Here is a 26963-nt window from a genome sequence, read left to right on the forward strand (position 1 = left end):
GCTACCTACGCCTCCGTAGGTAGCCGTGAGGAGTGGCGATGCTCACGTGTGCGGCCCCCTGGACATATGGGCGCAAGAGTCGGATGATCAAATGAGTGCGGTCGGCACCGGATGAGCGCCATGGGAATACGCAGTCGTCGAAGCATCCGGGTCGCAGCCCCCACGGGGCCTTCCAGCAGACACCCTCGACAAGGAGCGATCGTGGCGCGCGACATCGCGGCTCCCCTCACTGTTCCCACCAACCACCAGGAGCTCATCTCCTGGGTCGACGAGATCGCAGCCATCACCGAGCCGGACCAGGTGGTCTGGTGCGACGGTTCCGAGGCCGAGTACGAGCGCCTGTGCGATGAGCTCGTCGCCAAGGGAACCTTCACGAAGCTGAACGAGGCCAAGCGCCCGAACTCGTACTACGCCGCGTCCGACCCGAGCGACGTCGCCCGCGTCGAGGACCGCACGTACATCTGCTCCGCCAAGGAGGAGGACGCGGGCCCGACCAACCACTGGAAGGCCCCCGCCGAGATGCGGGACATCTTCACCGGTGAGAACGGTGTCTTCCGCGGCTCCATGCGCGGCCGCACGATGTACGTCGTCCCGTTCTGCATGGGCCCCGTCGGCTCCCCGCTCTCCGCGATCGGTGTCGAGATCACCGACTCCGCGTACGTCGCCGTCTCCATGCGCACCATGACCCGCATGGGACAGGCCGTCCTGAACGAGCTCGGTGACGACGGCTTCTTCGTCAAGGCCGTCCACACCCTCGGTGCGCCGCTCGCCGAGGGCGAGGCCGACGTCCCGTGGCCGTGCAACACCACCAAGTACATCTCGCACTTCCCCGAGGACCGCGAGATCTGGTCCTACGGCTCCGGCTACGGCGGCAACGCCCTGCTCGGCAAGAAGTGCTACGCGCTGCGCATCGCCTCCGTCATGGCGCGCGACGAGGGCTGGCTCGCCGAGCACATGCTGATCCTGAAGCTGACGCCGCCGCAGGGCGAGCCGAAGTACGTCACGGCCGCCTTCCCCTCGGCCTGCGGCAAGACCAACCTCGCCATGCTGGAGCCGACGATCGACGGCTGGACCGTCGAGACCATCGGTGACGACATCGCCTGGATGCGGTTCGGCGAGGACGGCCAGCTGTACGCGATCAACCCGGAGGCCGGCTTCTTCGGCGTGGCGCCGGGCACGGGCGAGCACACCAACGCCAACGCCATGAAGACGATGTACGGCAACTCCGTCTTCACCAACGTCGCCCTCACGGACGACGGCGACGTGTGGTGGGAGGGCATGACCGAGGAGCCGCCCGCGCACCTCACGGACTGGAAGGGCAACGACTGGACCCCCGAGTCCGGCGTTCCCGCCGCCCACCCCAACTCCCGCTTCACCGTGCCGGCCGGGCAGTGCCCGATCATCGCGCCCGAGTGGGAGGACCCCAAGGGCGTGCCGATCTCGGCGATCCTCTTCGGCGGCCGCCGCGCCTCGGCCGTCCCGCTGGTCACCGAGTCCTTCAACTGGCAGCACGGTGTCTTCCTCGGAGCCAATGTCGCCTCCGAGAAGACCGCCGCCGCCGAGGGCAAGGTCGGCGAGCTGCGCCGCGACCCGTTCGCCATGCTGCCGTTCTGCGGCTACAACATGGGCGACTACATGGCCCACTGGATCAAGGTCGGCGCGGACAAGCCCGACCAGTCCAAGCTGCCGAAGATCTACTACGTGAACTGGTTCCGCAAGAACGACGCGGGCAAGTTCGTGTGGCCCGGCTTCGGTGAGAACAGCCGCGTCCTGAAGTGGATCGTCGAGCGCCTCAACGGCCAGGCGGAGGGCGTCGAGACGCCGATCGGCATCCTGCCGGCCAAGGGCGCCCTCGACACCAAGGGCCTGGACCTCTCCGACTCCGAGCTGGACTTCCTGCTCAACGTGGACAAGGAGGTCTGGCGCGAGGAGGCCGCGCTGGTCCCCGAGCACCTCAACACCTTCGGCGACCACGCGCCCAAGGAACTGTGGGACGAGTACCGCGCGCTGGTTCAGCGTCTCGGCTGATGCTCCACGAAAGGGGCGGCACCTTCGGGTGCCGCCCCTTTCGTATCGGTATGACTTTGTGTCTCGGTATGCCTTTGTGGGTGGCACCCGGTCCGCGCGCCTCGAAGACCCGTGGACCGGGGCCGTCAGTGGGCGCCGACGAGGCGCGAGGGTGCGGCCGGAGCATCGGCCGACGCGGCCGCGTGCGCGTCCATGCGCTCGGCCGCCAGAATCGCCGCCGCCGTGTCCGCGCGGGACGCGGCCACCACCAGCGCGCGGCCCGCGAGCGCGTGCGCGCGCTGGTGGAGTGCGGCCGGAGCCGCCTCGGTCAGGCCCGCGTGGCGCGCCGGCGGGGCGCCACGCAGCCGCGCCACCTGCTCGGCGATGCGGTCGCCCGCGGGGCCGAGGCCCAGCTCATCGGTCACGGCGAGCAGTGCGGCCAGGTGCCCGGCGAGCTGGATGTCCAGCTCTTCCTCACGCGTCCGGTGCGGAAAATCGGCGTCGCCGGCCGTCGTGTGGACCGACTTGGTGCGGATCGGCTCGTACATGGGATGGCCTCCTGGCGTTGCAGTAGAACCATCCTAGCTTGGATTCAGTCTAAAGTTGTTCAGGTTCCGGTAAAGGTTGCTCCGGCGGGCCTACGGCTGGCTGTAGCCGTCCAGGAAGTTCCCGATCCGGGTCACGGCGGCGACCAGATCCTTGGCCGGCGGCAGCGTCACGATCCGGAAGTGATCGGGCTCCGGCCAGTTGAACCCCGTACCGTGCACCACCATGATCTTCTCGGCCCGCAGCAGATCGAGCACCATCTGCCGGTCGTCCTTGATCTTGTAGACCTTCGGGTCGAGCCGGGGGAAGAGGTAGAGCGCCCCCTTCGGCTTCACGCACGTCACCCCGGGGATCTGCGTCAGCAGGTCGTACGCCACGTCGCGCTGCTCCAGGATGCGGCCGCCGGGGAGCACCAGATCGTTGATCGACTGGCGTCCGCCGAGCGCCGTGGCCACCGCGTGCTGCGAGGGCATGTTGGCGCACAGCCGCATGTTGGCGAGGATCGTCAGGCCCTCGATGTACGACGAGGCGTGGGCCTTCGGGCCGCAGACCGCCAGCCAGCCGGAACGGTAACCGGCGACCCGGTAGTTCTTGGACAGACCGTTGAAGGTCAGCACCATCAGATCGGGGGCGACCGCCGCGGTCGGCGTGTGCGTCGCACCGTCGTACAGGATGCGGTCGTAGATCTCGTCGGAGCAGACGACCAGCTGGTGGCGCCGGGCGATCTCCGTCAGCCCGCGCAGCATCTCCTCGTCGTACACCGCGCCGGTCGGGTTGTTCGGGTTGATGATCACCATGGCCTTGGTGCGGTCGGTGATCTTCCGCTCGATGTCGGCGAGGTCGGGCATCCAGTCGGCCTGCTCGTCGCACCGGTAGTGCACGGCCGTACCGCCCGCCAGGGAGACCGAGGCGGTCCACAGCGGATAGTCCGGAGCGGGTACGAGCACCTCGTCGCCGTCGTCGAGCAGCGCCTGCATCGACATCTGGATCAGCTCGGAGACGCCGTTGCCGAGGTAGATGTCCTCGACGTCGAGGTCGATCGCCTTGGTCTGGTAGTGCTGCATCACCGCACGGCGCGCGGACAGCAGGCCCTTCGCGTCGCCGTAGCCGTGCGCCCCGGAGAGGTTGCGCAGGATGTCTTCGAGGATCTCGGGCGGGCACTCGAATCCGAACGCGGCGGGGTTGCCGGTGTTGAGCTTGAGGATGCGGTGGCCTGCTGTTTCCAGCCGCATCGCTTCCTCTAGCACCGGACCCCGGATTTCGTAACAGACGCCGGAGAGCTTCGTGGACTGGATGACCTGCATGTCTGCGAGCTTACGACCGTGTTTCGCCGGGTGCGCGGAGATTCCCCGCCGGTTCCTTCCAACGGGGTGCCCCGGCCGCGCCGCCGTCTTCCATCGGCAGACCGGCCACCGCCCCGGACCGTCGGAAGGACCGGTCGGGGCGGCGTCGCGGCTTGGAATGCGGGCCTGACGGACCCGACGGGTGGCCCCGGGTGAGATGCGCCACCCGGGGCCACCGCCCGGTGGCCGTCACTCGGGGCCGTCACTCCGGGAGGCGGGTGCCCTCCGGAAGCCGGATCGCGAAGTCGTCCGCCAGGACGCGCAGCACCTCGGCGGAGTCCGCCAGCTGCCGTTCCTTGATCGTGCCGTCGGCGGCCGTCTCGACGAGGTCCAGGCCCGAGAGCGCCAGATGGGCCTGGGGCGTGGTGCGCTGCGCGTACACGGCCCGGCTGAACGGGGAGCGCGGGTTCGTCGCGATGTGCCAGTTGATGACCTCGTAGTCCGGCGCCTCGAACGGCTCCCGCGTGAACGCGTACTGCGGCTCCCAGACCCCGCCCTTCTCCGTCTGCAGCTCCCACAGCTCCAGCGGCCCGACATGCGGGGCGTGGACGAGCCGGTGGTGGCGCGGGGTGTCGTACAGCTCGGCGTCCGCGACCAGCGGGAGCGGCTCCAGCAGCGCACCACTGGATCCGAAACCGACATCGGCGAGATACGGGGTGGGCTCGCCCTCCACCTCCACCTCCATCAGCATGTGCGTGCGTGGCCTGATGTCACCGGGAGCGGCCCCCAGCACCACGCGTGCGGCGAGCAGCGTCACCCGGAAACCCAACTGGGTCAGGACGGCGGCGAGGAGGGTGTTGTGTTCGTAGCAGTACCCGCCGCGGTCACCGCGGACGAGTTTCGCCTCCAGGTCGTCCGGGGCGAGCGAGGGCGCGGAACCGAGGACGGGGTCCAGATTCTCGAACGGGATCCCGAGCATGTGGGCCCGGTGCACGGACCGCAGCACCTCCAGGGTGGGCCGGCGCTCCCCGGTCCAGCCGATGCGGGTGAAATAGGCGTCGAGGTCGAGTGTCATACCTCGACGGTACGCAGCCGTGGGCCGGAAACGCCTCGGGCCGGAGAACTGCCTGACTCGGTCTCCGGACCGAGGACCGCGGGATCAGCGGTGGAGGAGTTCGATCACACCGGTGGTGCTCTCGTCGCCGTGCCCGTCGTTCAGGCGGCGCTCCATCAGCTCCATGAAGGGCAGGAGCAGTTCGCTGCTGACTCCCTGCTCCTCTGCCGTGCGCAGCAGGGTGTTGTTGCCCGCGACCATCATGGCGAGGTTGGAGGCGACCCCCGTGGTGTAGTCGCCGCTCGTCAGCTGCTCGGCCGTCGTGTGCGTGGCCGGGGCCATGGCGACGAGCCAGTCGACGAGCAGCGGGGCGAACTCCTTCAGGTCGATGTCCTCCTTGCGCACCAGCGCGAAGGCGTGCGAGAGGCCTGCGAACATGCCCGTCATCGCGCTCAGCAGGGCCACGTCCTGGAGAGCGGCGAAACCGGCGTCCTCGCCGACGTACGTGGCGCCCGTGGGCACGGTCAGGGTCCGGTGATGGGTGTCGAAGGCGGTGCGGGAGCCGCTGTAGAAGATGTAGCCGCCGGACTCGGGTACGCCGATCATCGGCGGGATCGCCATGATTCCGCCGTCCAGGAACCGGGCGCCCCGTTCCTGGGCCCAGGCGGCCCGGGCGCGGGCCTGGGTCGGGGTGCCGGTGGTGAGGTTGACCAGGTCCTTGCCGGTCAGGTCGACGCCGGTCAGCGCCTCCTCGACCGAGGCGTCGTCGAGGAGGCAGAGCACGACGAGGTCGTTCGCGGCGACCGCGTCGGCGGCGGTCGCCGCGATCCGCGCGCCGTGGGCGGCGAGCGGTTCGGCCCGTGCGGGGGTGCGGTTCCAGACGGTCAGGGGGTGTCCGGCGGCGAGCCAGGTATGGGCGAGAGCGGTACCCATGGCGCCCAGGCCGAGAAGGGTGAGCGGGGCGGGAGAGGTCTTCTGCGGGGTGTTGTCGGTCATGAGGACTAGGCTTCCTGGGGGCCCCTTGGACGATCAAGTACCCACTTGGAAGTGGGTGGTTACCAGGGGGACAGTGACCAGGTGGGAAGGGGTGGGTCATGGGAGTCGCGCGAAGGCCGGGGACGTACATCTGCGGGATCGACGCCGCGATGGGCGTGGTCGGCGGCAAGTGGAAGGGGCTGATCCTGTGGGCGCTCAACGAGCGCACGTACCGCTTCGGTGAGCTGCGCAGAGAGCTGCCGGGCGTGACGGAGAAGGTGCTGACGTCACATCTGCGGGAGCTGGAGGAGGACGGCATCGTGCATCGCGAGGTCCATGCCGAGGTGCCGCCCCGGGTGGAGTATTCGCTGACCCCGCTGGGGGTCTCGCTCAACGAGGCGCTGGAACCGCTGGGCGCGTGGGGACGGGAGAAGCTCCTTCAGGAGCCGCCGGCGGCCTGATGCCGTACGGCCGGTCCCGGGAGGGTGGGTGCTCGGCGACGCCGTTTCGGCCCGCCGGCGGCAGGCCGGCGGGCCGAAACGGTTCGGGGGAGAGGGAGCAGGAGTACGTTCCCGTTACCCGCTCCCGTGCGCGCGGGGCCCGGTCAGACGGCCCACTTGGAGCAGTTCGAGGCGGCCGACCATACGTGGCCGCTGATGGCGTTGTTCGCCGCGACGCCCGTGGTGAACGTGTCGCCGAGGAGGCTGGAGGCCCAGCCCTCCGCCCTGCTGAGGCAGATGTGTCCGCCGGTGCCGCCGGTTCCGTTGTAGAACTTGACCTCGTAGTTGTTGCCGTTGTTCAGGATCGACGACGCACTGTTGGTGTCGCTTCCCTGGAAACTCAGCGCGGAGTCACCCCAGTTGGAGTCGTCGCCGGACGCCTTGCCGAGGTAACCGCTGCAGTTGGTGCTGTCGTACGCGAACATGTAGCCGGAGTCGGCGCCGGCCATGGCGTCGGAGCAGTCCGCCGCCTGGGCGGAGGTGGCGGGAACGATGACACCGAGGGAAGCCACGGCGACGGTCGTCATGACGGCGAAAGCCTTGCGCATGAGGTGGTACTCCTTCATGTGGAGGTGGGTGAATTCATCCGCGACTGCTGGGTCGCGGAAACCTGTGGGTCATTGGCTGTCGAGATCCTGGGCCCGGGAAAGCGCCGTCAGCCTCATGTGCTGGTATGCGACATTCTCTTTTCCGTACTTCTTCAGCAAGGGAGCGAGATATGCGCGCTCAAGGGTGCGGGCAGTCTTCCCGAGAGACGTCTGCGCAGCACACGTGGCCTCGGTAACCGCCAGATCGACCTCGAATTTCCGGGCCTCGGGAGAACTCATTCCCGTGGTGAGCGTGATCCGCTTCTCGCGTAGCTCATCCGGGGATGCGAAAGGTCGTCCCGCCTTTTTCATGCAGTGCGACCAGGCGCTGACCGCCTTTTTCATCCGTTTGTCGGCGAGGATGTCCGGGACGTAGAGCGGGGTCAGGCTCGTGACGGTCTTCTTGGCTTCGAACCAGGACTTCAGGTCGCCGTAGAGCTCGGTCTGCGCCTCGGCCCAGCAGCCTGCCCGGGGGGTCTCGATGGTGCCGCCGGCGGGCAGGTCCACACTCAGTACGTCGTTGTAGGCGCCGTTGAGGGCCGTGTTGTAGCGGATGCGGTCCTTCTGCGGGAGGCCGTTGGGGTAACGGACGTTGGGGTGCTCGCTGCGGTCCTTCTCGGCCGCTTCGTCGAAGGGCCGGCCGTAGCCGTGCTTCTTCGCCCATGCGACGTCGTCGATCACGTAGCGGCCCGCTTTGCGGGCCTCGACGCTCGCCACCGTTCCCATCCAGTACTTGAACCCCTTGCTCTCCATGCATTCCTTGACGAGCGCGTGCTCGGCGTACTCGACTTCCATCTCCTCGGGCACGGTGAGATCTCTGAGATCGCTGTCCGAAATCGTGACCGCATCCCTCTTCGACGGATGTGCGGAGTTCGGTGGGGCATCCGTTCCGGCGCCACAGCCCGCCGTGATGCAGGCAGCCGCCACGACGGCAACGGATATGGAGAAGGGCCGCCTCATGCGATGCACGCTCCCTAAGGCTGACGTGGCGCCCGAGCCACGTTCGGTGAACGTTTCCCTCCTCGTTCCGATCCGGCGTGATGCGGACAGAGGACGGTGTGGACAAGGCGCGTGACGGGAATGTGTGACGCCCCGTTCTCCGGCCTTGCCCCTGGACTTTAGAATCATCGCGGGAATCGGAATGTGTCATCCGTGCAGAGAACTTTGTCAGTGGTGCACCGCCGCGAGATGGGTCGCATCAGCGAGGGCCGGTCCTGCGTGTCGCCGTCGAATTCGTTGCGCGGCGGGAGAGCGCCCCGGCACACTGATGACAGGAGCTGACACCGTCTAGGGGGATCGTGTGGGGCAACGGACTGAGGAACTGCCGGGCCGGCTCTGTGACCGGCGCACACGTGGGTCTGCCGCATGAGCCCGGCTCTGGACACCGCGTTCATACCGTCGCGGGACCGGGAAGAAGTGGTCCGGAACGCGGTGTGGAAGTCCATGGTGGCAATCGATATCGAGCATGGTCCGGGGGCCGAGGACATCGACGTCCGCCTGGGTCTCGGTACCGCGGGGCCCATCAAGATCTGTTCGGCGCGGGCGACCGCGGTCAGGATGCGTCGGACGGAGCGGCTCGCCCGCGAGGACGAGGAGCCGGCCGTCTCTCTCGGTGTTCAGATGACGGGCAGCAGCATGGTGGTGCAGAACGGTCGCGAGTGCCTGCTGGGGCCGGGGGACTGCGTCGTCTACGAATCGATCGCTCCCTACACACTTCTCTTCGACGAGGGAGTCGACCACCGCTTCATCCGCTTTCCCCGCGCGTTACTGGCCCTCCCCGACCGGTTGTTACGAGACCTCGTCGCGGTCCCCCTGGGATCCGACAACCCCGTGGCGCGCCTCGCCTTCACCTACTTCTCCCAACTGGCCGTCAGCGACGAGTTGCTCCGGGGTGCGCACGCCGACGCCGTCGTGGAACCCAGCGTCGGACTCCTCCGTGCCGTCCTGACGACCCAGTACGGTGACTCCGCTCTGGCCAAGGAACCTCTGGAAGCCACCCTCAGCCTGCGGATCACCCAGTACATCCGGGCCCACCTGGCTGATCCAGGTCTCTCGGCGGCACGGATCGCCGCCGCACACGGCGTGTCCGTACGTCATCTCTACGCGGTGCTTTCGCGGTCGGGAATCAGCCTCGGCGACTGGATCCGTACCCGCCGCCTGACCGAATGCAGGCGGGAGCTCGCCGGACCGAACGGGCGGATCCGGACCATCGCGGCGATAGGCCGGAGTTGGGGCTTCGTGGACGCGACCCACTTCAGCAAGGTGTTCAAGCAGACGTTCGGAATCTCGCCCAGGGCCTGGCGCGACCAGAACCACCCGCGCTCCGGCACGTGAGGGTCTGCGCGAGGCCGTACGCGTCCCGAGCCGGCTGACGCACATCGGCCCGCACCAGGTCGTCAGCCCCGGGGCGCGCGTCCGCCGCTGCGCACCGCCCGCCCCGCCAGGGTGGAGGTCCGCCTGCCGTCCTCGATGACGAAGCGGCCGTCGATCAGGACGTGCGGGATGCCCACGGGTAGCGCGCGTGGCTGGTCGAACGTCGAGCCGGCGGCCACTGTCCGCGGGTCGAAGAGGACCAGGTCGGCGCGGTAGCCCTCGCGGACCAGGCCCCGGTCCGGCAGCCGCAGCCGGGCTGCCGGGCGTGAGGTGAGGTGGGCCACGCACTCCTCCAGGGTGAGGATGCCCAACTCCCTTACGTACCGGCCCAGATACTGCGGGAACGTGCCGTAGGCCCGGGGGTGCGGCTTGTCGCCCTGGAGGATGCCGTCGCTGCCGCCCGTGTGGACGCGGTGGCGCATGATCTGCTGGACGTTCTCCTCGTGGCCCACGTGCTGGAGGATCGTGGAGCCGAGCCGGTCCTCGATGAGGAGGCGCCGGGCGGTGACCCACGGTTCCTCGCCGCGCAGGCGGGCGGTCTCGGCGACCGTACGCCCGACGTGACCGGCGAGGGACGGTGTGCCGACGCCCGAGATCTCGATGGTGTCCCACTCGATCGGCACCCCGTGGCAGCCGTCCGAGCCGAGCACCTCCAGATGGTGACGGATGCGCTCCGCGGTCGCGTCGTCCGCGAGCCGGGTGAGGACCGACTCGGGGCCGCCCTCGCCCGCCCAGCTCGGCAGCATCGCGACGAGCGTGGTGCAGCCGGGGGTGTACGGGTAGGTGTCGAGGGAGATGTCCGCGCCGGCGTCCAGGGCGTCGTCGAGGAGTGCGAGGAGGTCCGGGGCCTTGCCCTTGTTCACACCGAAGTTCATGGTGGCGTGCGCGAGGTGCAGGGCGCAGTCCGCGTTCCGGGTGAGCTCGACCATCTCCTCGTACGCGGCGAGGGCGCCGGCGCCGTAGGAGCGGTGGTGGGGGCAGTAGTAGCCGCCGTGCTCGGCCACCACCCGGCAGAGCTCGGTGAGTTCGGCGTCGTTCGCGTACATGCCGGGGGTGTAGGTGAGGCCGGACGACATGCCGACCGCGCCCTCGGTCATGCCCTGGGCGACGAGCTCCTTCATCCGGGTCAGCTCGGCCGGGGTGGCGGGGCGGTCGTCCCAGCCGACCGCGTACATCCGGACGGTGCCCTGCGGGATGAGGTAGGCGGCGTTGACCGCGATGCCCTGCCCGCCGAAGTTGCGGTCGAGGCGGTCCAGGTACTCGCCGACCGTGCGCCAGTCGAAGTCGATGTCCGAACCGTCGCCGTTCCACCCGGTGATGGCCTTGCGTACGGCGGTGAGGGTGCGGTCGTCGACCGGTGCGTACGACAGGCCGTCCTGGCCGAGGACTTCGAGGGTGACGCCCTGGGCGGCCTTCGCGCTGTGGTCCGGGTCGCGGAGCAGGGCGAGGTCGCTGTGCGCGTGCATGTCTATGAAGCCGGGCGAGAGGGCGAGGCCGTCGGCGTCCAGGGTGCGGCGGGCGGTGGGGCGGGGGCCGTCGCCTTCGCGGTGGATGGCGGCGATCCGGCCGTTGTCGAGGGCGACGTCTGCGCGGTAGGCGGGGGCGCCGGTGCCGTCTATGACGGTTGCGTCGCGGATGACCAGGTCCATGGTGTGGCTCGCCTTTCAGGGGGCCTTCTTTGCCCCTCCCCGCCCCTTCCCGTAACCAGGGGCTCCGCCCCCGGGCCCCCGCTCCGCAAACGCCGGAGGGGCTGAGCAACCAGCCTCGCCGGCGTTTGAGGCGCGGGGTCTGGGGCGGAGCCCCAGTTACGGGAAGGGGCGGGGAGGGGAACACGCCCCGCAGGGGTCAGAAGAACGTGCGGATGTAGTCCGTGACCGTGCCGTCCGCCTCGACCAGCGGAATCAGCTGCCACTTGTCGAAGCTCGTGCACGGATGCGACAGGCCCATCCCGACCCAGTCGCCCACCTCCAGCTCCGCCCCCGGCTCGGTTCGTACCCAGGTGTGCTGGTCCGAGAGGCCCGTGACCGTGACCCCCGTCGCCGCGCGCACCGAACCGTCGCGCGCCGAGCGCACCACCTGTGCCTGCGGGAGGTCGAGGTCGTACGCCGCGTCCCGCTTGCCCGCGTTCAGGAACGCCTGCTCGCCGGAGGGGCGTGAGACCACCTGGGCCCAGAGCCGGAACGCGGGCCGCAGCGCGCCTTCCTCCGGGACCCGGTTGAACGGGGTGATGCGCAGGTAATGGCCGTCGTCGTGCGAGACGTACGCGCCGGAGCGAAGCAACTTGCATACGGGCACGGAGAGTTCAGGGATCTCCGCGAAGACCTCGGCCACCGCGTCGAACCACGCGCTGCCGCCCGCGCTGATCAGGATCTCGTCCGCGCCCGCGAAACGGCCCGCCCGGTCGAAGTCCGCCGCCACGGCGACGAGCCGGCGCAGCCAGTCGCGTACGCGCTCGGGGGAGGCGTCCGGCACCTCGCCCTCGTAACCGGCCACGCCGGTCAGCCGGAGGGTGGACGCGGTGGCCACCGCGTCCGCGACGGCCGCGCAGTCGGCGTCGGTACGGGCTCCGGTGCGGGCGCCCTCACCCGCGCCCAGCTCGACCACGACCTCGACGGGACGGGTGGCGCCCGCGGCACGCAGGGCCTCGTCCATCAGCTCGACGCCGCGGACGGAGTCGACGTAACAGACGAAGCGGAAGTCCGGGTCCGCCTCCAGTTCGCGGGCCAGCCAGCGCAGCGCGACCGCGTCGACGACCTCGTTGGCGAGGAAGATCCGCTGGATGCCGTGGGCCCGGTAGACCCTGGCCTGGTGGGGGACGGCGGCGGTGATGCCCCAGGCGCCGCGCTCCAGCTGGTCCGCGAAGAGCTGCGGGGCCATGGAGGTCTTGCCGTGCGGGGCGAACGCCAGGCCGTGGCGTTCCGCGTAGGTTTCCAGGAGGGCGAGGTTGTGCTCCACCGACTCCGCGGACAGGGCCAGCACCGGGGTGGTGAACCCGCCCGTGAAGAGGTTGCGGCGCTCGGCGGCCAGGTCGCCTACGGTCAGGCCCTCCGCGTCGGGCGGGAGCGCTTTGAAGCGGTGATCGACCCGTTCGTCGGCGATTCCGGCCAGGGTGACCGGGTGGTCGGCGGCCAAGGGAGCCTCCTAGAGAGTTGTCGTTGCAGCATATGCAACACCCATTGCGTATATCGCTTAACGCTGTCTAACATCCGAGCCGACGCCGGGTCAATGGTGAGAACCGGCGCGGAACGCCTGATCAGCGAGGAGCCCAGAGTGCCCGGACCCGTAGCAGGGACGGCCGCCCGTGCCGCCACGACCACCGATGTCGTCTGCCTCGGTGAGTCCATGGTGACGTTCCTGCCCTCGCGGCCCGGCCGCCTCGCCGACGTACCCGAATTCGGGCGCGGTATCGGTGGCGCCGAGTCCAATGTCGCCTGCGCGCTGGCCGCCGCGGGGCACCGGGCGACGTGGGTCAGCCGGGTCGGTACGGACGGCTTCGGCGACCACCTCGTGGAGGCGGTCGCGGGGTACGGGGTCGACACCGGCGCGGTCCGGCGCGACCCGGACCGGCCCACCGGCATCTACTTCCGCACGGCGACGGACCGGGCGACGGACGTCCACGAGGTGGCGTACTACCGCGCCGGGTCGGCGGCCTCCGCGATGTCCGTACGGAACGTGCCGTACGAGGACGTGTTCTCGGGCCGTGTCCTGCACCTGTCGGGCATCACGGCCGCGTTGTCGGCGGACTGCCTGGAACTGCTCCACGATCTGACCGCGCCGCGGGAGGGCCGTCCGCTGGTCTCGTTCGACGTGAACTACCGGCCGGGGCTGTGGCGGGCCGGTGCGGGTGGCGGTGGCGGTGCAGGTGGCGCGGGGCCGGATGTCCTGCTCGACCTGGCGCGTCGCTCGGACCTCGTCTTCGTCGGGGAGGACGAGGCGGAGGAGGCGTGGGGTGTGCGGGGGGCTGACGCGATCCGGGAGGTGCTGCCGGAGCCGGGGGTGGTCGTCGTGAAGCGGGGGGCGGACGGGGTGACCGTGTTTTCGGGGATCCGCCCCGGACCCCGCTCCTCAACCGTCGCAGGGGCCGAAGACGGACCCGGTTCCTCAACCGCCGCAGGGGCCGAAGACGCCACCACCGTCCCCGCCCTCCGCGTCGACGTCGTCGCCCCCGTCGGTGCCGGGGACGCCTTCGCCGCCGGGTTCCTCTCCGCCACCCTGCGCGGACTCCCCGTACGCGACCGGGCCCGGCACGGGCACCTGATGGCCGCCGCCGTGCTCACCGTGCCCGGCGACCTCACCGAACCCGCTGCCCGCGACCACGCCGACCGCCTTGTGGGTCTCGACGACGACGCCTGGGGGAGACTTCGTCTCGGCCCCGGGTGGACGGGGGACGACCAGGAGGTACGTACGACATGAGCGAGCGCAGCGAGAGAACGGACAAGAGGGGCGTCCCCGGCGAAGACCGGGCCGAGGGCAACGAGGCACGCGTGTGAGTCAGACCGTCGACCGGGCGCTGAGCATCCTCCCGCTGCTCGCCCAGGGGCCCGCCGACCTCGGGCAGGTCGCCGAGCGGCTCGGGGTGCACAAGTCCACCGCGCTGCGTCTCCTCCGTACGCTTCACGAGCACGGCCTCGTCTACCGGCAGAGCGACCAGCGCTACCGCCTCGGCGCCCGGCTCTTCGCGCTCGCGCAGGAAGCCGTCGAGAACCTCGACGTACGGGAGATCGCCCACCCCCACCTCGTCGAACTGAACGAGCAGTGCGGGCACACGGTGCACCTCGCGGTGTACGAGGAGAACGAGGTCCTCTACATCGACAAGGTCGAGAGCCGCTACCCGGTCCGGATGTACTCGCGGATCGGCAAACCCGTCGCGATCACCGTCGCCGCGGTCGCCAAACTGCTGCTCGCCGACCTCTCCGAGCCCGAGCGGCGCGTGGTCGCCGACAAGCTCGACTACCCCATGTACACGTCCCGTTCGACCCCGAACGCGGTGGCGTTCCTCAAGGAACTCTCCCTCGTACGCGAACAGGGCTGGGCCACCGACCTCGGTGGCCACGAGGAGTCCATCAACTGTGTCGGCGCCCCCATCCGGGGCGCGGACGGCCGTGTCGTCGCCGCGATGTCGGTGTCCGCGCCCAATGTCGTCGTCACACGCGAGGAACTCCTCACTCTGCTTCCGCTGGTGCGTCGCACCGCCGACACGATCAGCCGGGAGTACTCCGGCACCACCCGACCCAAGAAAGCCTGAACTGCCATGACCGACAAGACCGCCCTCACCCCGAGCACCCACACCGCCCCGCCCGCGAAGTTCTCGCACGGAGTGAAGAAGGGGAACATCCTCCAGGTCGCCGGACAGGTCGGCTTCCTGCCCGCCGTGGAGGGCCAGGCGCCCACGCCCGCGGGCCCCACGCTCCGTGAGCAGACCCTCCAGACCTTCGCGAACGTCAAGGCGATCCTGGAGGAGGGCGGCGCGAGCTGGGACGACGTGATGATGATGCGCGTCTACCTCACCGACGTGGACCACTTCGCCGAGATGAACGAGATCTACAACGCCTACTTCGGCGAGCAGAACCTCAAGGCGGCCCCCGCCGCCCGTACGACGGTCTACGTCGGCCTCCCCAAGGGCCTGCTCATCGAGATCGACGCGCTCGCGGTCCTCGGCTGATCCTGCCGACCACGTTGCTCCGCCGCATCACCGCACCACCACGCCGCAACGGCACGGCGCCCCGCAGCACGGGGGCGCCGTGCCGCGCTCCGCCCTGCCCATGTGCCCTCTCCGGAACCGGAGTCACCCATGCTGCTCGCCGCCACCCCGCCGCCGGCCGAGGCGCCACCCCACACCGGTGGACTCCTCCTGCTGATCGACGGCACCGCCGGACTGCTGACCGTCGCCGCCCTCGGTATCGCCCTCCTCCTCTTCCTGATCATCAAGGCCAGGCTCCAGCCGTTCGTCGCGCTGCTCGCCGTCTCCATAGCCGTCGGCCTGGGCGCGGGCCTCTCCGTCACCGAACTCTTCGGCACGGTGCAGAAGTCCGCCGCCGTCTCCGTCATCGAGTCCGGCATGGGCGGAATCCTCGGCCATGTCGCGATCATCATCGGCCTGGGCACGATGCTCGGCGCGATCCTCGAGGTCTCCGGCGGCGCCGAGGTGCTGAGCGGCCGCCTGCTGAACCTCTTCGGGGAGAAGCGCGCCCCGCTCGCCATGGGCCTCACCGGCCTGATCTTCGGCATCCCGGTCTTCTTCGACGTCGGCATCTTCGTCCTCGCGCCGATCGTGTACGCCGCCGCCAAGCGGTCCGGAAAATCGATCCTGCTGTACGCGATGCCGCTGCTGGCCGGGCTCTCGATGACGCACGCGTTCCTGCCGCCGCACCCCGGCCCCGTCGCCGCCGCCGGACTGTTCAACGTCTCGCTCGGCTGGGTCATCCTGATGGGCGCCGTCGTCGGCATCCCGTCCGTCCTCGCCGCCTGGGCCTACGCCGCCTGGATCGGCAGGCGGATCTTCGTCGACGTACCGCAGGACATGGTCGAGGCCGCCGAGGAGGCCAAGGCCGCCGTCGCCGCCGAACAGCGGGCCGCCGGGGTCACCCCGCGCGAGGACCCGGTCGGGCTCGGGACCGTACTCGCGATCATCGGCACCCCGCTCGTGCTGATCCTCGCCGCGACGTTCTCCTCCATCGCGCTGGACCCCTCCACCCTCCGCTCGGTCATCGAGTTCTTCGGCAACCCGTTCGTCGCCCTGACGATCGCGCTGCTCCTCGCGTACTACGTGCTCGGCATCCGGCGCGGCTGGTCCCGCAAGTCCCTCGAATCGGTCTCCACGTCCTCGCTCAAGCCGGTCGGCAACATCCTGCTCGTCGTCGGCGCGGGCGGGATCTTCGGTGCCGTGCTGAAGGGCAGCGGCATCGCGGACGCGCTCGCCGACACCTTCAACGACGTCGGCCTGCCGGTCATCCTGCTGGCCTGGCTGATCTCCGTGGTGCTGCGCGTCGCGCAGGGTTCCGCGACGGTGGCGATCGTGACCACGGCCGGCATCGTGGTCCCCCTGGTCGAGGGCCAGGGCATGTCCCAGGCGCACCTCGCGCTGATCATCATGGCGATCTCGGCGGGTTCGATCTTCGCCTCGCACGTCAACGACGGCGGTTTCTGGATGGTCGCGAAGTACTTCGGCATCTCGGAGCGCGACACCCTGAAGTCGTGGACGGTCCTGGAGACGGTCCTGTCGGTCGCGGGTTTCGTGGTCGCGGCGCTGCTCAGTCTGGTGATCTAGCAGGGACTTGGCGGAGACCCGGCACGGTCCGGGCACACCCTCTTGTGCGATCGATCCCTTTGCGCTTCTTTGATCGACATGGCCGAGACCAGCGCAACCAAAGGGACAGGGGAGATCGACTCCCGACCGCGCACATCGAGTTGGAGGTACATCGGGCCGGGCATCGTCGTCGCGGCCACCGGCGTGGGCGCCGGGGACCTGGTCGCCACGCTGATCGCGGGCAGCAAGTTCGGATACACCCTCATGTGGGCGGCCGTGATCGGCTGCCTCGTCAAGATCTCCCTCGCCGAAGCGGCCGGCCGGTGGCACCTCGCCACCGGCCGGACCCTCTTCGAGGGCTGGCGCACGCTCGGGTCGTGGACCACCGTCTACTTCGCGGTGTACGTCGTCATCTGGGGATTCGTGTACGGCGCGACGGCCATGTCGTCCAGCGCCCTGCCCATCGTGGCGTTCTTCCCGGACGGGCCCGGGCTGAAGACCTGGGCGATCATCACGGGTCTGATCGGCCTGGTCTTCGTCTGGTTCAACCAGTACGCCGTCTTCGAGAAGGTCATGACGGTCCTGGTCGGCGTGATGTTCGTGGTCGTCGTCTACGTCGCCGTGCGGGTGGGACCGGACGTCGGCGCGTCCTTCGCCGGGCTCGCGCCCGTACTCCCGGACGGTTCGCTGATCTACACGCTCGGACTGATCGGCGGGGTCGGCGGCACGATCACCATGGCGGCGTACGGGTACTGGGTGAACGCCAAGGGCTGGAACAACTCCTCCTGGATGAAGGTGATGCGCCTCGACAACCGGGTCGCCTACATCACCACCGGGATCTTCGTCGTCGCCATGCTGATCGTCGGCGCCGAACTGCTGCACTCCTCCCAGCTGGCGCTGACCAAGGGCGACCGCGGTCTGATCGACCTCGGGCAGATCCTGGAGGACCGCTTCGGCGCGGTCACCGCGAAGCTGTTCCTGGTCGGCTTCTTCGCCACGTCGTTCTCGTCGCTGATCGGGGTGTGGCACGGCGTGAGCCTGATGTTCGCCGACTTCGTCGAGCGCATCCGCGTCGACCGGGCCGCGGGCGGCTCGACGGACGCCGGGCAGCCGGGCGGGGCGCTGGTCGGCCGACGGGAGAAGTCGGCGCCCTTCCGCGCGTACCTCCTCTGGCTGACCTTCCCGCCGATGACGCTGCTGTGGCTGGACGAGCCGTTCGGCCTGGTCGTCGTCTACGGCGTGCTGGGCGCCTTCTTCATGCCGTTCCTCGCCCTGACCCTGCTCTGGCTGCTCAACTCCTCCCGTACGCCCACGCAGTGGCGCAACGGCTGGCTGAGCAACGGGATGCTGGCCGCGGCCGGCCTGCTGTTCCTCGTGCTGTGCGTGCAGCAGGTACGCGACCTGCCGTGGTGAGCTGAGCGGCCGGACGAACGCAGCAGCGCCGCCGGGGGAGCGGCGGCGCTGCTGGTCACGGGTGCCTGTCGGCGGTTACGGCAGGGCGTGTACGTGCGGTCCCACGGCGTTCGACCAGGCGTTGCCCGCCGTGGCGTCCCAGTTCGTGGACCAGGTCATCGCGCCGCGCAGGCTCGGGTAGGTCTTCGACGGCTTGAACGAACCGCAGCTGGTGCCCTTCGTCAGGCAGTCCAGGGCGGCGTTCACGATGGACGGCGACACGTAGCCGCTGCCCGCGCCCCGGGTGGACGCCGGGACTCCGAGGCCGACCTGCGAGGCGTCGAGGCCGCCCTCCAGCTGGATGCAGGCGAGCGCGGTGAGGAAGTCCACCGAGCCCTGCGAGTAGACCTTGCCGTCGCAGCCGAGCATCGAACCACTGTTGTAGTACTGCATGTTGACGACGGTCAGGATGTCCTTGATGTTGAGCGCCGTCCTGAAGTACTCACCGGAGGTCGACTGCATGTCGATGGTCTGCGGCGCCATGGTGATGACGAGACCGGCACCGGCCTTCGCGGACAGGGCACGCAGGGCCTTCGTCATGTACGTGGAGTTGAGGCCGTTCTCCAGGTCGATGTCGACCCCGTTGAACCCGTACTCCTGGATGAGCGCGTAGACGGAGTTGGCGAAGGCCGTCGCGGAGGCGTCGCTGTTGACGGCGACGGAGCCCTTCTCGCCGCCGACCGAGATGATGACGTTCTTGCCGGCCGCCTGCTTGGCCTTGATGTCGGCCTTGAACTGGTCGACGGTGTAGCCGTTGAGACCCGCCGTGTCGAGGTTGAAGGTGACGGCGCCCGGTGTGGCGGTGGCGTCGGCGAAGGAGACCGCGATGATGTCGTAGTTCGCGGGGACGTCGCTGAGCTTCTGGACGGCCGCGCCGTTGTTGAAGTTCTGCCAGTACCCGGTCACCGCGTGCTTCGGTACGGAGGTCACCGGGCCGGGGCCGCCGGTCTTCGCCGTACGGGCACTGATCGTCGCGGACTTGACCGACTCGCCGGCGGCGTTGGTGGCGCTCACGGCGAACTGGTAGGCCGTGTCGGCGGCGAGGCCGGTGACCGTGGCCGAGGTGCCGGTGGAGGTGGTGGCCTTCGCGCCGTCCCGGTAGACGGTGTAGCCGGTCGCGCCGGACACCGCGTTCCAGGTCAGGGGCACGGAGGAGGACGTCGTCGTACCGGCGGTGAGTCCGGCGGGCGCGGCGGGTATCTGCGGGGCGGGGTCGGTGCCGCCTCCGCCGTCGGGGCCGGTCACGGAGATGTCGTCGGCGAAGTAGGCGGCCTGCCCGTACCAGCCGTGCGTGTAGACGGTCACCGAGGTGGTGCTGGGGCCCGTGCGGAAGCTGGTCGTCAGCTGCTTCCAGCTGCCGCTGTCGGGGGTCCAGGTGGAGACGTCCGTGGTGCCGGTGCCGGTGGCGCCGAGGTAGGCGTACCCGCCCTGGACCCAGGCGCTGAGGGTGTACGTGGAGCCGGGCTTCACGGCGACGGTCTGCGTACACCTGGCGTTGTCCTGGCCGGCGGGGGCGGCCTTGAGGGCGGAGGCGCCGCCGTGCACGGGGGAGGAGACCGTGGTGCCGCTGCCCGCGGAACAGGTCCAGTTGGCGAGCCCGGACTCGAAGCCGGCGTTCTTGGCGACGTTGACGTCCGCCGCTTCCGCGGTGCTGACGAGACCGGTGACCGTCAGGGCCCCGGCCGCGAGGACTGCCGTGACGGTACCGAGGACGGGCCGGGTGTGACGACTGCGGCGTCTGCTGCCTGCGGAGCGTTCCACTGGTGCCTCCGTGGGGAGTTGGGGCGTGCTGGCGGAGTGTGCGGTGGCCACCGTTGGCCCATAAGCTGGTCCAGACCAATTGAGTTGTCAAGACCTGTGGCGACAGCTCGTCCGGTTCCGCCCCAAACGGCAGGTCCTGGATCAGTCGTCGTCCTGCAACCGGTCCGCCGCGTACCCCGCCACACACGCCACGGCGGCCACCACGTTCGACATGAACAGCCCCTCGGTGGCCATCTCCTCCCACTGCACCGCCATGTTGAACAGCTGCGCGACGACCGGCACACAGATCGCCGCGGCCAGATGCTGCGGCACCGAGTGGCGGAACGGCTCCCGGTGCAGCCGGGCGGCCGCCCAGGCCGCGAGGGCCAGGCAGACCACGTTGGGCAGGTGGATCAGCAGCATGCGCCCGCCGAACGTCTCCATGCGCCCGGGGGTCGCCACATGCTCGTGGACGACGGTGGCCTGCACGTACTCGGTGACGATCAGCACGATGATGCCCGCGGCCCAGGCGCGGGCCAGGGCGAAGACCACCGCCCCGCGCCCGTCGTCCCGGCGGGTGGGGGCCCCGGGGTAGGTGTACCGCGTCATGCTCGTCCGCCTCCGTGTCGGCGTACTCGGTGTACTAGGCGTATGGGGTGTGATCGGCGTTTCACGGGCTACTTCACCGTGATGCTGTCAATGATCCGGTCCAGGTCGGACGCGGACAGACGGCCCTCGGCCGCGTCGATCCGGACCGCGTAGCTCTTCTTCTCCGAGTCGAGGCCAGTGATGATCACGCCCTTGACCTCGGTGCCCTTCACCGGGGTCCCGGCCTCCCCGCCGGAGGTGAACTCGAAGTCGACCCGCTTGGCGTGCCGCACCTCCTCGGGGCCGTGGACCTCGACGTCCGACTGCTCCTTCAGCCTGGCGCCGAGCGCGACCCCGGCCTCCGCGCCGATCGCCGCCTCCTCCGCCGTATCCGCACGGGTGAAGTCCAGCTGCACGGTGATCGTGCCGACCGTCCTGCCGCCCTCGGTGAGGCGCGCCGCTGCCGCGTTGTGCTTGCCGCGCTCGGCGCCGCCGCGTTCCTCGAAGGCGGGCGGACGGGCGACCGAGACGGCCGGGGTGGTGAGCTCACCCCAGCCCTCGGGGACGGTGCCGGTCGCGGAGTCCTCCCCGCATCCCGTGGCCAGCAGTCCCAGGGTGAGGACGGCGGTCCCGGCGAGCAGGCGGTTCGTCAGGGTGTTCATGGCTGGCTCCTGTCGCCGTGATCAGTTCGCACAGTAGCTGTACGGGACATAGCTCCGGCTGCCTCCGTTGGGCGCCCCGAGGAACTCCGCGCCGTTCAGCGTCTCCTCCTTCTTCTCGGTGGACACCGAGAAGCCGAGGCTCAGTCCCAGGTTCAGCTCGAATCCGTACTCCGCCGCATTGGTCTGCCCGGTGTACGTCGTCCTGCTGGACAGCCCGGAGTCGAACAGCAGCTGCCCGAACCTGTCGGCGTCCCCGGGCCGCCGCGTCGGCGCGTGGCCGTCGAACATGTAGCTGAACGGCTGGCCGTACTGCCCGTTCCCGTTCAGCCAGTCCTGCGCGATCTTCCGGTCGGCGTCCCCTTCGGGCCCCGGCTTCAGCACGACGGAGTTGGTGACGACCTCGATCCCGGTGTCCTCGCCGCCGCCCTTGACGCCGCCGCTGCCGCCCCGCTTGTCGTCGCCGGACTTCCCGTTGTCGCCGCCGACCTTGACGCCGTCCTTGGTGGTGCCCTTCTCGACCGTGCGGGTCATGTCGATCCGCAGCAGCTCGCCGGTCTTCTTGTCGTGCGTGACGGTGATGGACCCGGTCTGCGTGGTGGACGCCGAGGCGTCACCGCTGACCGGCCCGGCCTCGTACCCGGCCTTGGTGCCGTACTCGATCGCCGCGGAGTACGTGTACGCCTTGGTGCCCTTGAAGTCGTTGTCCGTCCAGGTCGCCTCGGGCGAGAACTTGAAGGTGCCGCCGAGGGCCGCGCTCAGCTTCTTGTCGTCCCCGGCGCCGATCTTGATCCCTGCCGACGCGCTGGTCTCCAGGCCGACCTTGCCGTAACTGATGTGCCGGTTGCCGAGCTTCTCCTCGATGCTCTTGCGCAGCTTCTCCTCCTCGGCCAGGGGGCCCTTGCCGAAGAGGTACAGGATGCTGCTGCCCAGCCCCCCGCCCTGCGCGTTGGAGTGCCGGTTGGAGAGCTCGTACGCCTTGAGCGTCTCGATGTCGTCGCGGAAGGACTTGGCCTCCGCCTCGCTCGTGAACACCCAGGTGTCGCCGTTGGTGACCTTGATGCCCGCACCCAGCTCCACCTTGTCCGTGCCGAACGAGCCGACCTTGAGCCCCGGTTTGAAGTCCTTCTTGGCGGCGATCGACGCGGCGTCCGTGAAGGTCATGGTGACCTGCTGGTCGTTCTCGTCGACCTTGCCGTCGCCGTTCATGTCGGTCTTCGACCGGGACGTCTGCTGCTGGAAGCCGTACTCCTCGCCCCACTCGATGAACAGGACCTTGGCCTTGGCGCCGGCCTTGTCGGAGACCGAGGAGAGCTGGCAGAGCGGCGGCTCGAAGTCGGCGTCCGTCCTGGGCGCGGCCTGGTTCCCGCCGCCGTCACCGCACTCGCCGAGGGAGACCGCGCACCTGAACCGTTCGGCGATGCGCCCGCCGAGACCGGTGGCCGTCAGCGCGCCGACGATCGAGGTCACGACCACCACCATGCCGACGTACTCCGTGGCGGTGGCACCCCGGTCGTCGAGCGGCAGGCCGTACCAGCTCCCGCTGCTCCGGCGTCTGCTGACCGACGGTATTCGCCCGATCTGATCCATTCCAGGAGCCTCCTTCGCCTCCGGCTGCGACGGCCGGCCGGACCCGGAGATTACGGAAGTGAACAGTCCGTGGGCGTGGGTCCTGGGACCCCAATCCGGGCCCACATCGGTGCTCTGGGCCCGTAAACCCGAAAAGGATCAGGCATTCTCCTGGGACGACATGACGGAACGCCTATCTGGTACGGAATTTAACTACCAACCAGTTGGCCCGATTTGGGGTGTGAACACCCTGTGCGTACGGGCAGTGTCCTGCGTTACTGGGCACTGAAAGGTGTTCTCTGCCTCCGCGTACGTCGTTAAAGTGCTGAGGCAGGAGCACGGAGCAGGAGAGCGATTGCGGCCGGCGGTACGCGGCGGCCGGAGCCGAACGGGGAAAAGCGTGCCGACCGCAATAGCAGTGACCAGTGCTGACCTGGTGCTTCCGCCCACGGACCAGCAGACGCCCACCGCGGCGCTTCTGCATGCTCCCGACGCGCAGCCCCTGGAGCTCGCGCTCAACGATATGAACGTGCTCCTCGAACAGCACGGTTACGTCATCGCCGTCTACCCGGCCAACATCGCGACCGCCCACGAACGGCGGCTGCACATGATCCGGTCGATGCTGGAGAGCGACCGGATCGCGCTCCTCAAGGTGGACCTCCCGCCCCTGGGCGTCGCGGTGCTGGTGCGCCAGTTGCGGCAGTTGTCCATCTGCGACTTCAGCGCCGGGGTCGTCGCCTCGGCGGCCCGGCTGCTCTCCCACTACATCCACGCCGGAGCGCTCCTCAACACGGTCACCAAGCTCGACCGAGTGCCGGTGAGCCTCAAGGCGCACGCCAAGTCGTGGGTGCCCGGCTCACAGTTCGGCGTCCTCGCCAATCCGAATCCCCAGCTGATCAAGATCGGTTCGGGGGAGCTGGCCGGCCCCGAATTCGGTACGCATCTGCTGGTCGCGAAGGGGCAGCTCCAGTCGGACTGGGTGACGGAGACGATCGCGCCCGCCTGGCAGGTCCAGGCCGTGCACGAGGCGGCACTGCCCGCGGATTCCCCGGGCTGGTGGGGCACCTCGAAGATGATCGAATTCGCCGCCTTCCTGCCCGATATCTCGGTCGTCTACCAGCTGGTTTCCTCCGTACGCAGGGAGGTCTGCTCCTGGTGCCGCAATGAACTCATCGGCGACCGCTGCGGGTTGTGCTCGGCTCCCCTGAAACCCCAGCAGAACCAAACCAACGGTTCCGGTGTCCTCACCCAAGGAACACCGATGCACCACGGGTCGTGAATCCGCGCGCCGTACTCCTCAACGGCCCGAAGCGGGGTCCGGTACGGCAGCCCGATCGATACGGCCCGGCTCCTCTCTCTGTCCGCCCATCGGCCCACGTCTCCCAACGAGGTTGCTCCGCTCATGAATTCACGGCAACGCCGCGGCGTCATCCTTCTGCTCCTCTCGGTCCTCTGCGCCTTCGGTGCCTTCGCCGGTGTGCTCTCGGTGATCAGCGATGTGAATTCGAAGGTCGGGCCGGAGGTGACCGCGTACCAGGTCAAGTCGAACATCGCGCCCTACACGTCCCTGGAACCCGGGCAGTTCGAGAAGATAGAGATGCCCAAGCGGTGGCTGTCCGACAACGCGATCACCGACCTCGCGGTCGTCAACGGCAAGATCGCCGTCACCGAGCTGCGCGCCGGCTCCCTGCTCCAGGACGACATGATCGTGAAGCGTCCCGTGCTGCAGAGCGGTGAGCAGGAGATCGCCATCATGATCGACGCCGCGACCGGCGTCGCGGGCAAGATCAACCCCGGCAACCTCGTCAACATCTTCGCGACCTTCGCCGGTGAGAACGAGGGCGAGAAGTCCACCTCACGCGTCATCGTGGCCAACGCCAAGGTGATCGAGGTCGGCGAGCTGACCGCCCTCGACCCGAAGCGCGACGACCGCGGCGCCGGCCCGACCGAGGCCGTGCCGATCACCTTCGCCCTCAACACCACCGACGCCCAGCGCGTCGCCTATGCCGAGTCCTTCGCCGAGCACGTACGCCTGGCCCTGCTGCCCGAGAACAGTCCGACCACGCTCCGTCCGGGTGAGGGCAGCTACAACCTCGACGAAGACAAGAACAAGTGAGGGCCGGATGAGCACAAGAATCCTCCCGGCTGTCGGCGATGCCGACGCCGCCCGATCCATCACCACACTGCTCAGTCAGCTCCCCGACGCGGAGCCGGCCGGGCCACTGGGTGACTCGACCTCGCTGCTCGACACCCTGGCCCGGCTCGCCGCCGAGTCGCTGGACGAGCTGCCCGAGGTCGTGCTCGTGCACGAGCGGATCGGTCCGGTTCCGGCCCTGGAGCTGATCCGGGAGGTGGCCCTGCGCTTCCCGGCGGTCGGGGTCGTGCTGGTCACCGCCGACGCGAGCCCCGGGCTCTACTCGGCGGCCATGGACTCCGGCGCCCGCGGCCTGGTCGGTCTCCCCCTCTCGTACGAGGAGCTGGCCCAGCGCGTTCAGGCCGCGGCGGGCTGGTCCGTCGGGGTGCGGCGCCACCTGGGCGCGGGCGCGGACGTCTTCACGGGCCCCAGTGGCACCGTCGTCACGGTCAGCGGGGCCAAGGGCGGAGTCGGCACCACCGTCACCGCCGTCCAGCTGGCACTGGCCGCGAAGGCTTCGGGGCACACGGTCGCCCTCGTCGACCTGGACCTCCAGTCCGGCGATGTCGCCTCGTACCTCGATGTGCAGTTCCGCAGGTCGATCGTCGACCTGTCGACCATCCAGGACATCTCGCCGCGGGTCCTCCAGGACGCCCTGTTCAACCACGACTCCGGCCTCGGGCTCCTGCTCGCGCCGGGCGAGGGTGAGCGGGCGGAGGAGGTGAGCGACCGGGTCGTACGCCAGACCATCAGCGCCCTGCGCCACCGCTTCGAGATCGTGATCATCGACTGCGGTACGCATATGAACACGGCCAACGCGGCCGCGATCGAGATGGCGGACCGCACGCTCCTGGTGACCACCCCGGACGTGGTGACCGTCCGGGCGGCCAAGCGCATGGTCCGGCTCTGGGACCGGCTGCAGATCCGCAAGGCGGAGGAGACGATCACGGTCGTCAACCGCTACACCCGCAACACGGAGATCCAGCCGCCGCTGATCGAACGGATCACCGCGACGAAGGTCGCCCGGATCGTGATCCCCGCCAACTTCAAGGAACTCCAGGCGGTGGTCGACGCGGGCCGCATGCAGGACCTGGAGGCCAAGTCCACGGTGAAGCAGGCGCTCTGGGGACTTGCCGGAGACCTGGGCCTCGTGAAGCACACCGAAGGCGCCGAGAAGCAGGGCAAGTTCAAGGGCGACCGCGGCTCGATCGGCGGCAAACGTGGACGTACGAAGTGACGGCCGAAGTGACCTGCGAAGTGACGGCCGAGTGACGGCCGAAGCGACCTGCGAAGTGATCTGCGAAGTGACGACCGAAGTGACGAGAGAAGCGATACGACCGAGGGGGACAGGTGAACTATGAGACGTCCAGTGACACATCAAGGCCTTCCGGGGCCGCTGCAAGCCCGTCGAGGGGACCCCTCCCATGCCCTTGAGGCCATGGGGGAGATCGAGGACGGAGCGGCTGCCGGACGAACCCGGCTCCGGGACGACGACCGGGGCCAGGCGGCCATCGAGTTCACCGGCACACTCCCGCTGATCCTGATCACGCTGGCCCTGCTCTGGCAGGCCGCCATGGTCGGCTACACCTTCATGCTCGCGGGCAACGCGGCGGACAAGGCGGTCACCGCCGCCACGACGGCCAGGGGCAGCGCGCAGGCGGCCTGCATGGAGGCCGGGCGGGAGGACCTGCCGGGCGCCTGGGACGCGACCTTCTCCTGCTATCCCCAGGGTGACCTGATGACGGCCCGGGTGGACGTCCAGGTCCCGCTGCTGTTCCCCGGGGCCTTCAACACGCCGATGACGCTGACCGGTGAGGCGTCGGCCAACCTGGAGAGGAGCTGGCCATGGTGACTCACGTACCGCACCTCGGTCCGCGCGCCCGCCGGGACTCCCGGAGGGGCCAGGCCGCCATCGAGTACGTAGGCGTCCTCACCCTCCTCCTGGTCGTCGCCATGGCCGTGGTCCAGCTCGGCATCGCGGTCTACGCCGCCCAGCAGGCGGGCACGGCCTCACGGTCGGGGGCCCGCGTGGCGTCGTACGACCGCGCCTCCATGGGCGCGGAGCAGGCGGCCCGCGCCTCCATGAGCGGCTGGCTGGCCGACGAGGCCAGGGTCATCGAGCGGCCGGGCTTCGACGAAGTGACCGTGAGTGTGGAGGTCCCCATTCCCTCGCTTCTGCCGATGTTCGACTTCGGGTCAGTCACCAAGAGAGCCACCATGCCGCGCGGCTGACCTCCGTACCACCGCACC

Annotated in this window: 25 protein-coding genes; 13 read left to right on the forward strand and 12 right to left on the reverse strand. The window is 69.3% G+C overall.

Going from position 1 to position 26963, the window contains the following annotated elements:
- The first annotated feature begins 201 nt into the window (after positions 1-201).
- On the forward strand, positions 202-2028 hold the full coding sequence (locus AC07FA_RS13195; RefSeq protein WP_479075274.1) for a phosphoenolpyruvate carboxykinase (GTP): 1827 nt from the start codon (positions 202-204) through the stop codon (positions 2026-2028).
- A 125-nt stretch (positions 2029-2153) separates the two neighbouring features.
- On the opposite strand, the gene AC07FA_RS13200 is transcribed toward AC07FA_RS13195, so the two are convergent.
- From AC07FA_RS13200 to AC07FA_RS13215, 4 genes are all read right to left on the reverse strand, one after another.
- Positions 2154-2555, reverse strand: coding sequence for an SCO4983 family protein (locus tag AC07FA_RS13200; protein WP_479075275.1), 402 nt, complete (start codon positions 2553-2555; stop codon positions 2154-2156).
- Between the two features lie 90 nt (positions 2556-2645).
- Positions 2646-3857, reverse strand: a complete 1212-nt coding sequence (locus tag AC07FA_RS13205; RefSeq protein ID WP_479075277.1) for a pyridoxal phosphate-dependent aminotransferase — start codon at positions 3855-3857, stop codon at positions 2646-2648.
- Positions 3858-4098: 241 nt separating this feature from the next.
- Positions 4099-4911 carry an arylamine N-acetyltransferase family protein gene (locus AC07FA_RS13210; protein WP_479075278.1) on the reverse strand — a complete coding sequence of 271 codons (813 nt, stop codon included), beginning with the start codon at positions 4909-4911 and terminating at the stop codon, positions 4099-4101.
- Between the two features lie 84 nt (positions 4912-4995).
- The gene (locus AC07FA_RS13215) at positions 4996-5886 is read right to left on the reverse strand and encodes an NAD(P)-dependent oxidoreductase (RefSeq protein ID WP_479075279.1); all 891 of its coding nucleotides are present in this window, start codon (positions 5884-5886) and stop codon (positions 4996-4998) included.
- A gap of 98 nt (positions 5887-5984) precedes the next feature.
- Here AC07FA_RS13215 and AC07FA_RS13220 point away from each other — a divergent pair, with 98 nt between their 5' ends.
- Positions 5985-6326 (forward strand): winged helix-turn-helix transcriptional regulator, encoded by a 342-nt coding sequence (locus AC07FA_RS13220; RefSeq protein WP_479075280.1) that lies wholly within the window; start codon positions 5985-5987, stop codon positions 6324-6326.
- Between the two features lie 143 nt (positions 6327-6469).
- Here AC07FA_RS13220 and AC07FA_RS13225 read toward each other — a convergent pair whose 3' ends face one another.
- Both AC07FA_RS13225 and AC07FA_RS13230 read right to left on the reverse strand, forming a co-directional pair.
- Positions 6470-6913, reverse strand: coding sequence for a hypothetical protein (locus AC07FA_RS13225; RefSeq protein WP_479075281.1), 444 nt, complete (start codon positions 6911-6913; stop codon positions 6470-6472).
- A gap of 69 nt (positions 6914-6982) precedes the next feature.
- Positions 6983-7912 (reverse strand): hypothetical protein, encoded by a 930-nt coding sequence (locus AC07FA_RS13230; RefSeq protein ID WP_479075282.1) that lies wholly within the window; start codon positions 7910-7912, stop codon positions 6983-6985.
- Between the two features lie 405 nt (positions 7913-8317).
- Between AC07FA_RS13230 and AC07FA_RS13235 the strand changes: the two genes are divergently transcribed.
- A complete protein-coding gene (locus AC07FA_RS13235) occupies positions 8318-9286 on the forward strand; it encodes an AraC-like ligand-binding domain-containing protein (protein WP_479075284.1) in 969 nt (322 codons plus the stop codon).
- Positions 9287-9348: 62 nt separating this feature from the next.
- On the opposite strand, the gene AC07FA_RS13240 is transcribed toward AC07FA_RS13235, so the two are convergent.
- Positions 9349-10974 carry an N-acyl-D-amino-acid deacylase family protein gene (locus AC07FA_RS13240; RefSeq protein WP_479075285.1) on the reverse strand — a complete coding sequence of 542 codons (1626 nt, stop codon included), beginning with the start codon at positions 10972-10974 and terminating at the stop codon, positions 9349-9351.
- Positions 10975-11170: 196 nt separating this feature from the next.
- On the reverse strand, positions 11171-12457 hold the full coding sequence (locus AC07FA_RS13245; RefSeq protein WP_479075287.1) for an alanine racemase: 1287 nt from the start codon (positions 12455-12457) through the stop codon (positions 11171-11173).
- 138 nt (positions 12458-12595) lie between these two features.
- On the opposite strand from AC07FA_RS13245, the gene AC07FA_RS13250 reads away from it, so the two are divergent.
- From AC07FA_RS13250 to AC07FA_RS13270, 5 genes are all read left to right on the forward strand, one after another.
- Positions 12596-13738 carry a sugar kinase gene (locus AC07FA_RS13250; RefSeq protein WP_479075288.1) on the forward strand — a complete coding sequence of 381 codons (1143 nt, stop codon included), beginning with the start codon at positions 12596-12598 and terminating at the stop codon, positions 13736-13738.
- Between the two features lie 73 nt (positions 13739-13811).
- The gene (locus tag AC07FA_RS13255) at positions 13812-14570 is read left to right on the forward strand and encodes an IclR family transcriptional regulator (protein ID WP_479075289.1); all 759 of its coding nucleotides are present in this window, start codon (positions 13812-13814) and stop codon (positions 14568-14570) included.
- A 6-nt stretch (positions 14571-14576) separates the two neighbouring features.
- The gene (locus AC07FA_RS13260; RefSeq protein WP_479075291.1) at positions 14577-14987 is read left to right on the forward strand and encodes a RidA family protein; all 411 of its coding nucleotides are present in this window, start codon (positions 14577-14579) and stop codon (positions 14985-14987) included.
- 129 nt (positions 14988-15116) lie between these two features.
- Positions 15117-16592, forward strand: coding sequence for a GntP family permease (locus AC07FA_RS13265; RefSeq protein ID WP_479075292.1), 1476 nt, complete (start codon positions 15117-15119; stop codon positions 16590-16592).
- Positions 16593-16670: 78 nt separating this feature from the next.
- Complete coding sequence (locus tag AC07FA_RS13270; protein ID WP_479075294.1) at positions 16671-17984, forward strand: Nramp family divalent metal transporter; 1314 nt, start codon at positions 16671-16673, stop codon at positions 17982-17984.
- A 75-nt stretch (positions 17985-18059) separates the two neighbouring features.
- On the opposite strand, the gene AC07FA_RS13275 is transcribed toward AC07FA_RS13270, so the two are convergent.
- The 4 genes from AC07FA_RS13275 to AC07FA_RS13290 form a co-directional block, all read right to left on the reverse strand.
- Entirely contained in the window at positions 18060-19784 is a 1725-nt protein-coding gene (locus AC07FA_RS13275; protein WP_479075295.1) for a chitinase, read from the reverse strand.
- 141 nt (positions 19785-19925) lie between these two features.
- Positions 19926-20372, reverse strand: a complete 447-nt coding sequence (locus AC07FA_RS13280) for a hypothetical protein (RefSeq protein ID WP_479075296.1) — start codon at positions 20370-20372, stop codon at positions 19926-19928.
- A 68-nt stretch (positions 20373-20440) separates the two neighbouring features.
- Entirely contained in the window at positions 20441-21013 is a 573-nt protein-coding gene (locus AC07FA_RS13285) for a hypothetical protein (RefSeq protein WP_479075298.1), read from the reverse strand.
- A 21-nt stretch (positions 21014-21034) separates the two neighbouring features.
- On the reverse strand, positions 21035-22600 hold the full coding sequence (locus AC07FA_RS13290) for a hypothetical protein (RefSeq protein ID WP_479075299.1): 1566 nt from the start codon (positions 22598-22600) through the stop codon (positions 21035-21037).
- A gap of 397 nt (positions 22601-22997) precedes the next feature.
- Here AC07FA_RS13290 and AC07FA_RS13295 point away from each other — a divergent pair, with 397 nt between their 5' ends.
- From AC07FA_RS13295 to AC07FA_RS13315, 5 genes are all read left to right on the forward strand, one after another.
- Positions 22998-23858 (forward strand): hypothetical protein, encoded by an 861-nt coding sequence (locus AC07FA_RS13295; protein ID WP_479075301.1) that lies wholly within the window; start codon positions 22998-23000, stop codon positions 23856-23858.
- Positions 23859-23981: 123 nt separating this feature from the next.
- Positions 23982-24695: a Flp pilus assembly protein CpaB gene (cpaB, locus tag AC07FA_RS13300; RefSeq protein WP_479075303.1), complete on the forward strand. Its 714-nt coding sequence runs from the start codon at positions 23982-23984 to the stop codon at positions 24693-24695.
- Positions 24696-24702: 7 nt separating this feature from the next.
- Entirely contained in the window at positions 24703-25950 is a 1248-nt protein-coding gene (locus tag AC07FA_RS13305; RefSeq protein WP_479075305.1) for a CpaE/TadZ family protein, read from the forward strand.
- Positions 25951-26151: 201 nt separating this feature from the next.
- Entirely contained in the window at positions 26152-26565 is a 414-nt protein-coding gene (locus AC07FA_RS13310; RefSeq protein ID WP_479075306.1) for a TadE/TadG family type IV pilus assembly protein, read from the forward strand.
- Positions 26559-26945 carry a TadE/TadG family type IV pilus assembly protein gene (locus tag AC07FA_RS13315; protein WP_479075308.1) on the forward strand — a complete coding sequence of 129 codons (387 nt, stop codon included), beginning with the start codon at positions 26559-26561 and terminating at the stop codon, positions 26943-26945. The genes AC07FA_RS13310 and AC07FA_RS13315 overlap by 7 nt, the downstream gene beginning before the upstream one ends.
- Positions 26946-26963 lie beyond the last annotated feature (18 nt).

The sequence above is a fragment of the Streptomyces sp. NPDC045968 genome (genome assembly GCF_056430475.1).

Coding starts and splice junctions, on each gene's coding strand:
- AC07FA_RS13220 (WP_479075280.1), top strand. CDS start 5,985: ATGGGAGTCGCGCGAAGGCCGGGGACGTACATCTGCGGGATCGACGCC.
- AC07FA_RS13290 (WP_479075299.1), bottom strand. CDS start 22,600: ATGGATCAGATCGGGCGAATACCGTCGGTCAGCAGACGCCGGAGCAGC.
- AC07FA_RS13260 (WP_479075291.1), top strand. CDS start 14,577: ATGACCGACAAGACCGCCCTCACCCCGAGCACCCACACCGCCCCGCCC.
- AC07FA_RS13205 (WP_479075277.1), bottom strand. CDS start 3,857: ATGCAGGTCATCCAGTCCACGAAGCTCTCCGGCGTCTGTTACGAAATC.
- AC07FA_RS13230 (WP_479075282.1), bottom strand. CDS start 7,912: ATGAGGCGGCCCTTCTCCATATCCGTTGCCGTCGTGGCGGCTGCCTGC.
- AC07FA_RS13310 (WP_479075306.1), top strand. CDS start 26,152: ATGGGGGAGATCGAGGACGGAGCGGCTGCCGGACGAACCCGGCTCCGG.
- AC07FA_RS13280 (WP_479075296.1), bottom strand. CDS start 20,372: ATGACGCGGTACACCTACCCCGGGGCCCCCACCCGCCGGGACGACGGG.
- AC07FA_RS13265 (WP_479075292.1), top strand. CDS start 15,117: ATGCTGCTCGCCGCCACCCCGCCGCCGGCCGAGGCGCCACCCCACACC.
- AC07FA_RS13225 (WP_479075281.1), bottom strand. CDS start 6,913: ATGCGCAAGGCTTTCGCCGTCATGACGACCGTCGCCGTGGCTTCCCTC.
- AC07FA_RS13215 (WP_479075279.1), bottom strand. CDS start 5,886: ATGACCGACAACACCCCGCAGAAGACCTCTCCCGCCCCGCTCACCCTT.
- AC07FA_RS13270 (WP_479075294.1), top strand. CDS start 16,671: ATGGCCGAGACCAGCGCAACCAAAGGGACAGGGGAGATCGACTCCCGA.
- AC07FA_RS13240 (WP_479075285.1), bottom strand. CDS start 10,974: ATGGACCTGGTCATCCGCGACGCAACCGTCATAGACGGCACCGGCGCC.
- AC07FA_RS13315 (WP_479075308.1), top strand. CDS start 26,559: ATGGTGACTCACGTACCGCACCTCGGTCCGCGCGCCCGCCGGGACTCC.
- AC07FA_RS13305 (WP_479075305.1), top strand. CDS start 24,703: ATGAGCACAAGAATCCTCCCGGCTGTCGGCGATGCCGACGCCGCCCGA.
- AC07FA_RS13285 (WP_479075298.1), bottom strand. CDS start 21,013: ATGAACACCCTGACGAACCGCCTGCTCGCCGGGACCGCCGTCCTCACC.
- AC07FA_RS13235 (WP_479075284.1), top strand. CDS start 8,318: ATGAGCCCGGCTCTGGACACCGCGTTCATACCGTCGCGGGACCGGGAA.
- AC07FA_RS13210 (WP_479075278.1), bottom strand. CDS start 4,911: ATGACACTCGACCTCGACGCCTATTTCACCCGCATCGGCTGGACCGGG.
- cpaB (WP_479075303.1), top strand. CDS start 23,982: ATGAATTCACGGCAACGCCGCGGCGTCATCCTTCTGCTCCTCTCGGTC.
- AC07FA_RS13200 (WP_479075275.1), bottom strand. CDS start 2,555: ATGTACGAGCCGATCCGCACCAAGTCGGTCCACACGACGGCCGGCGAC.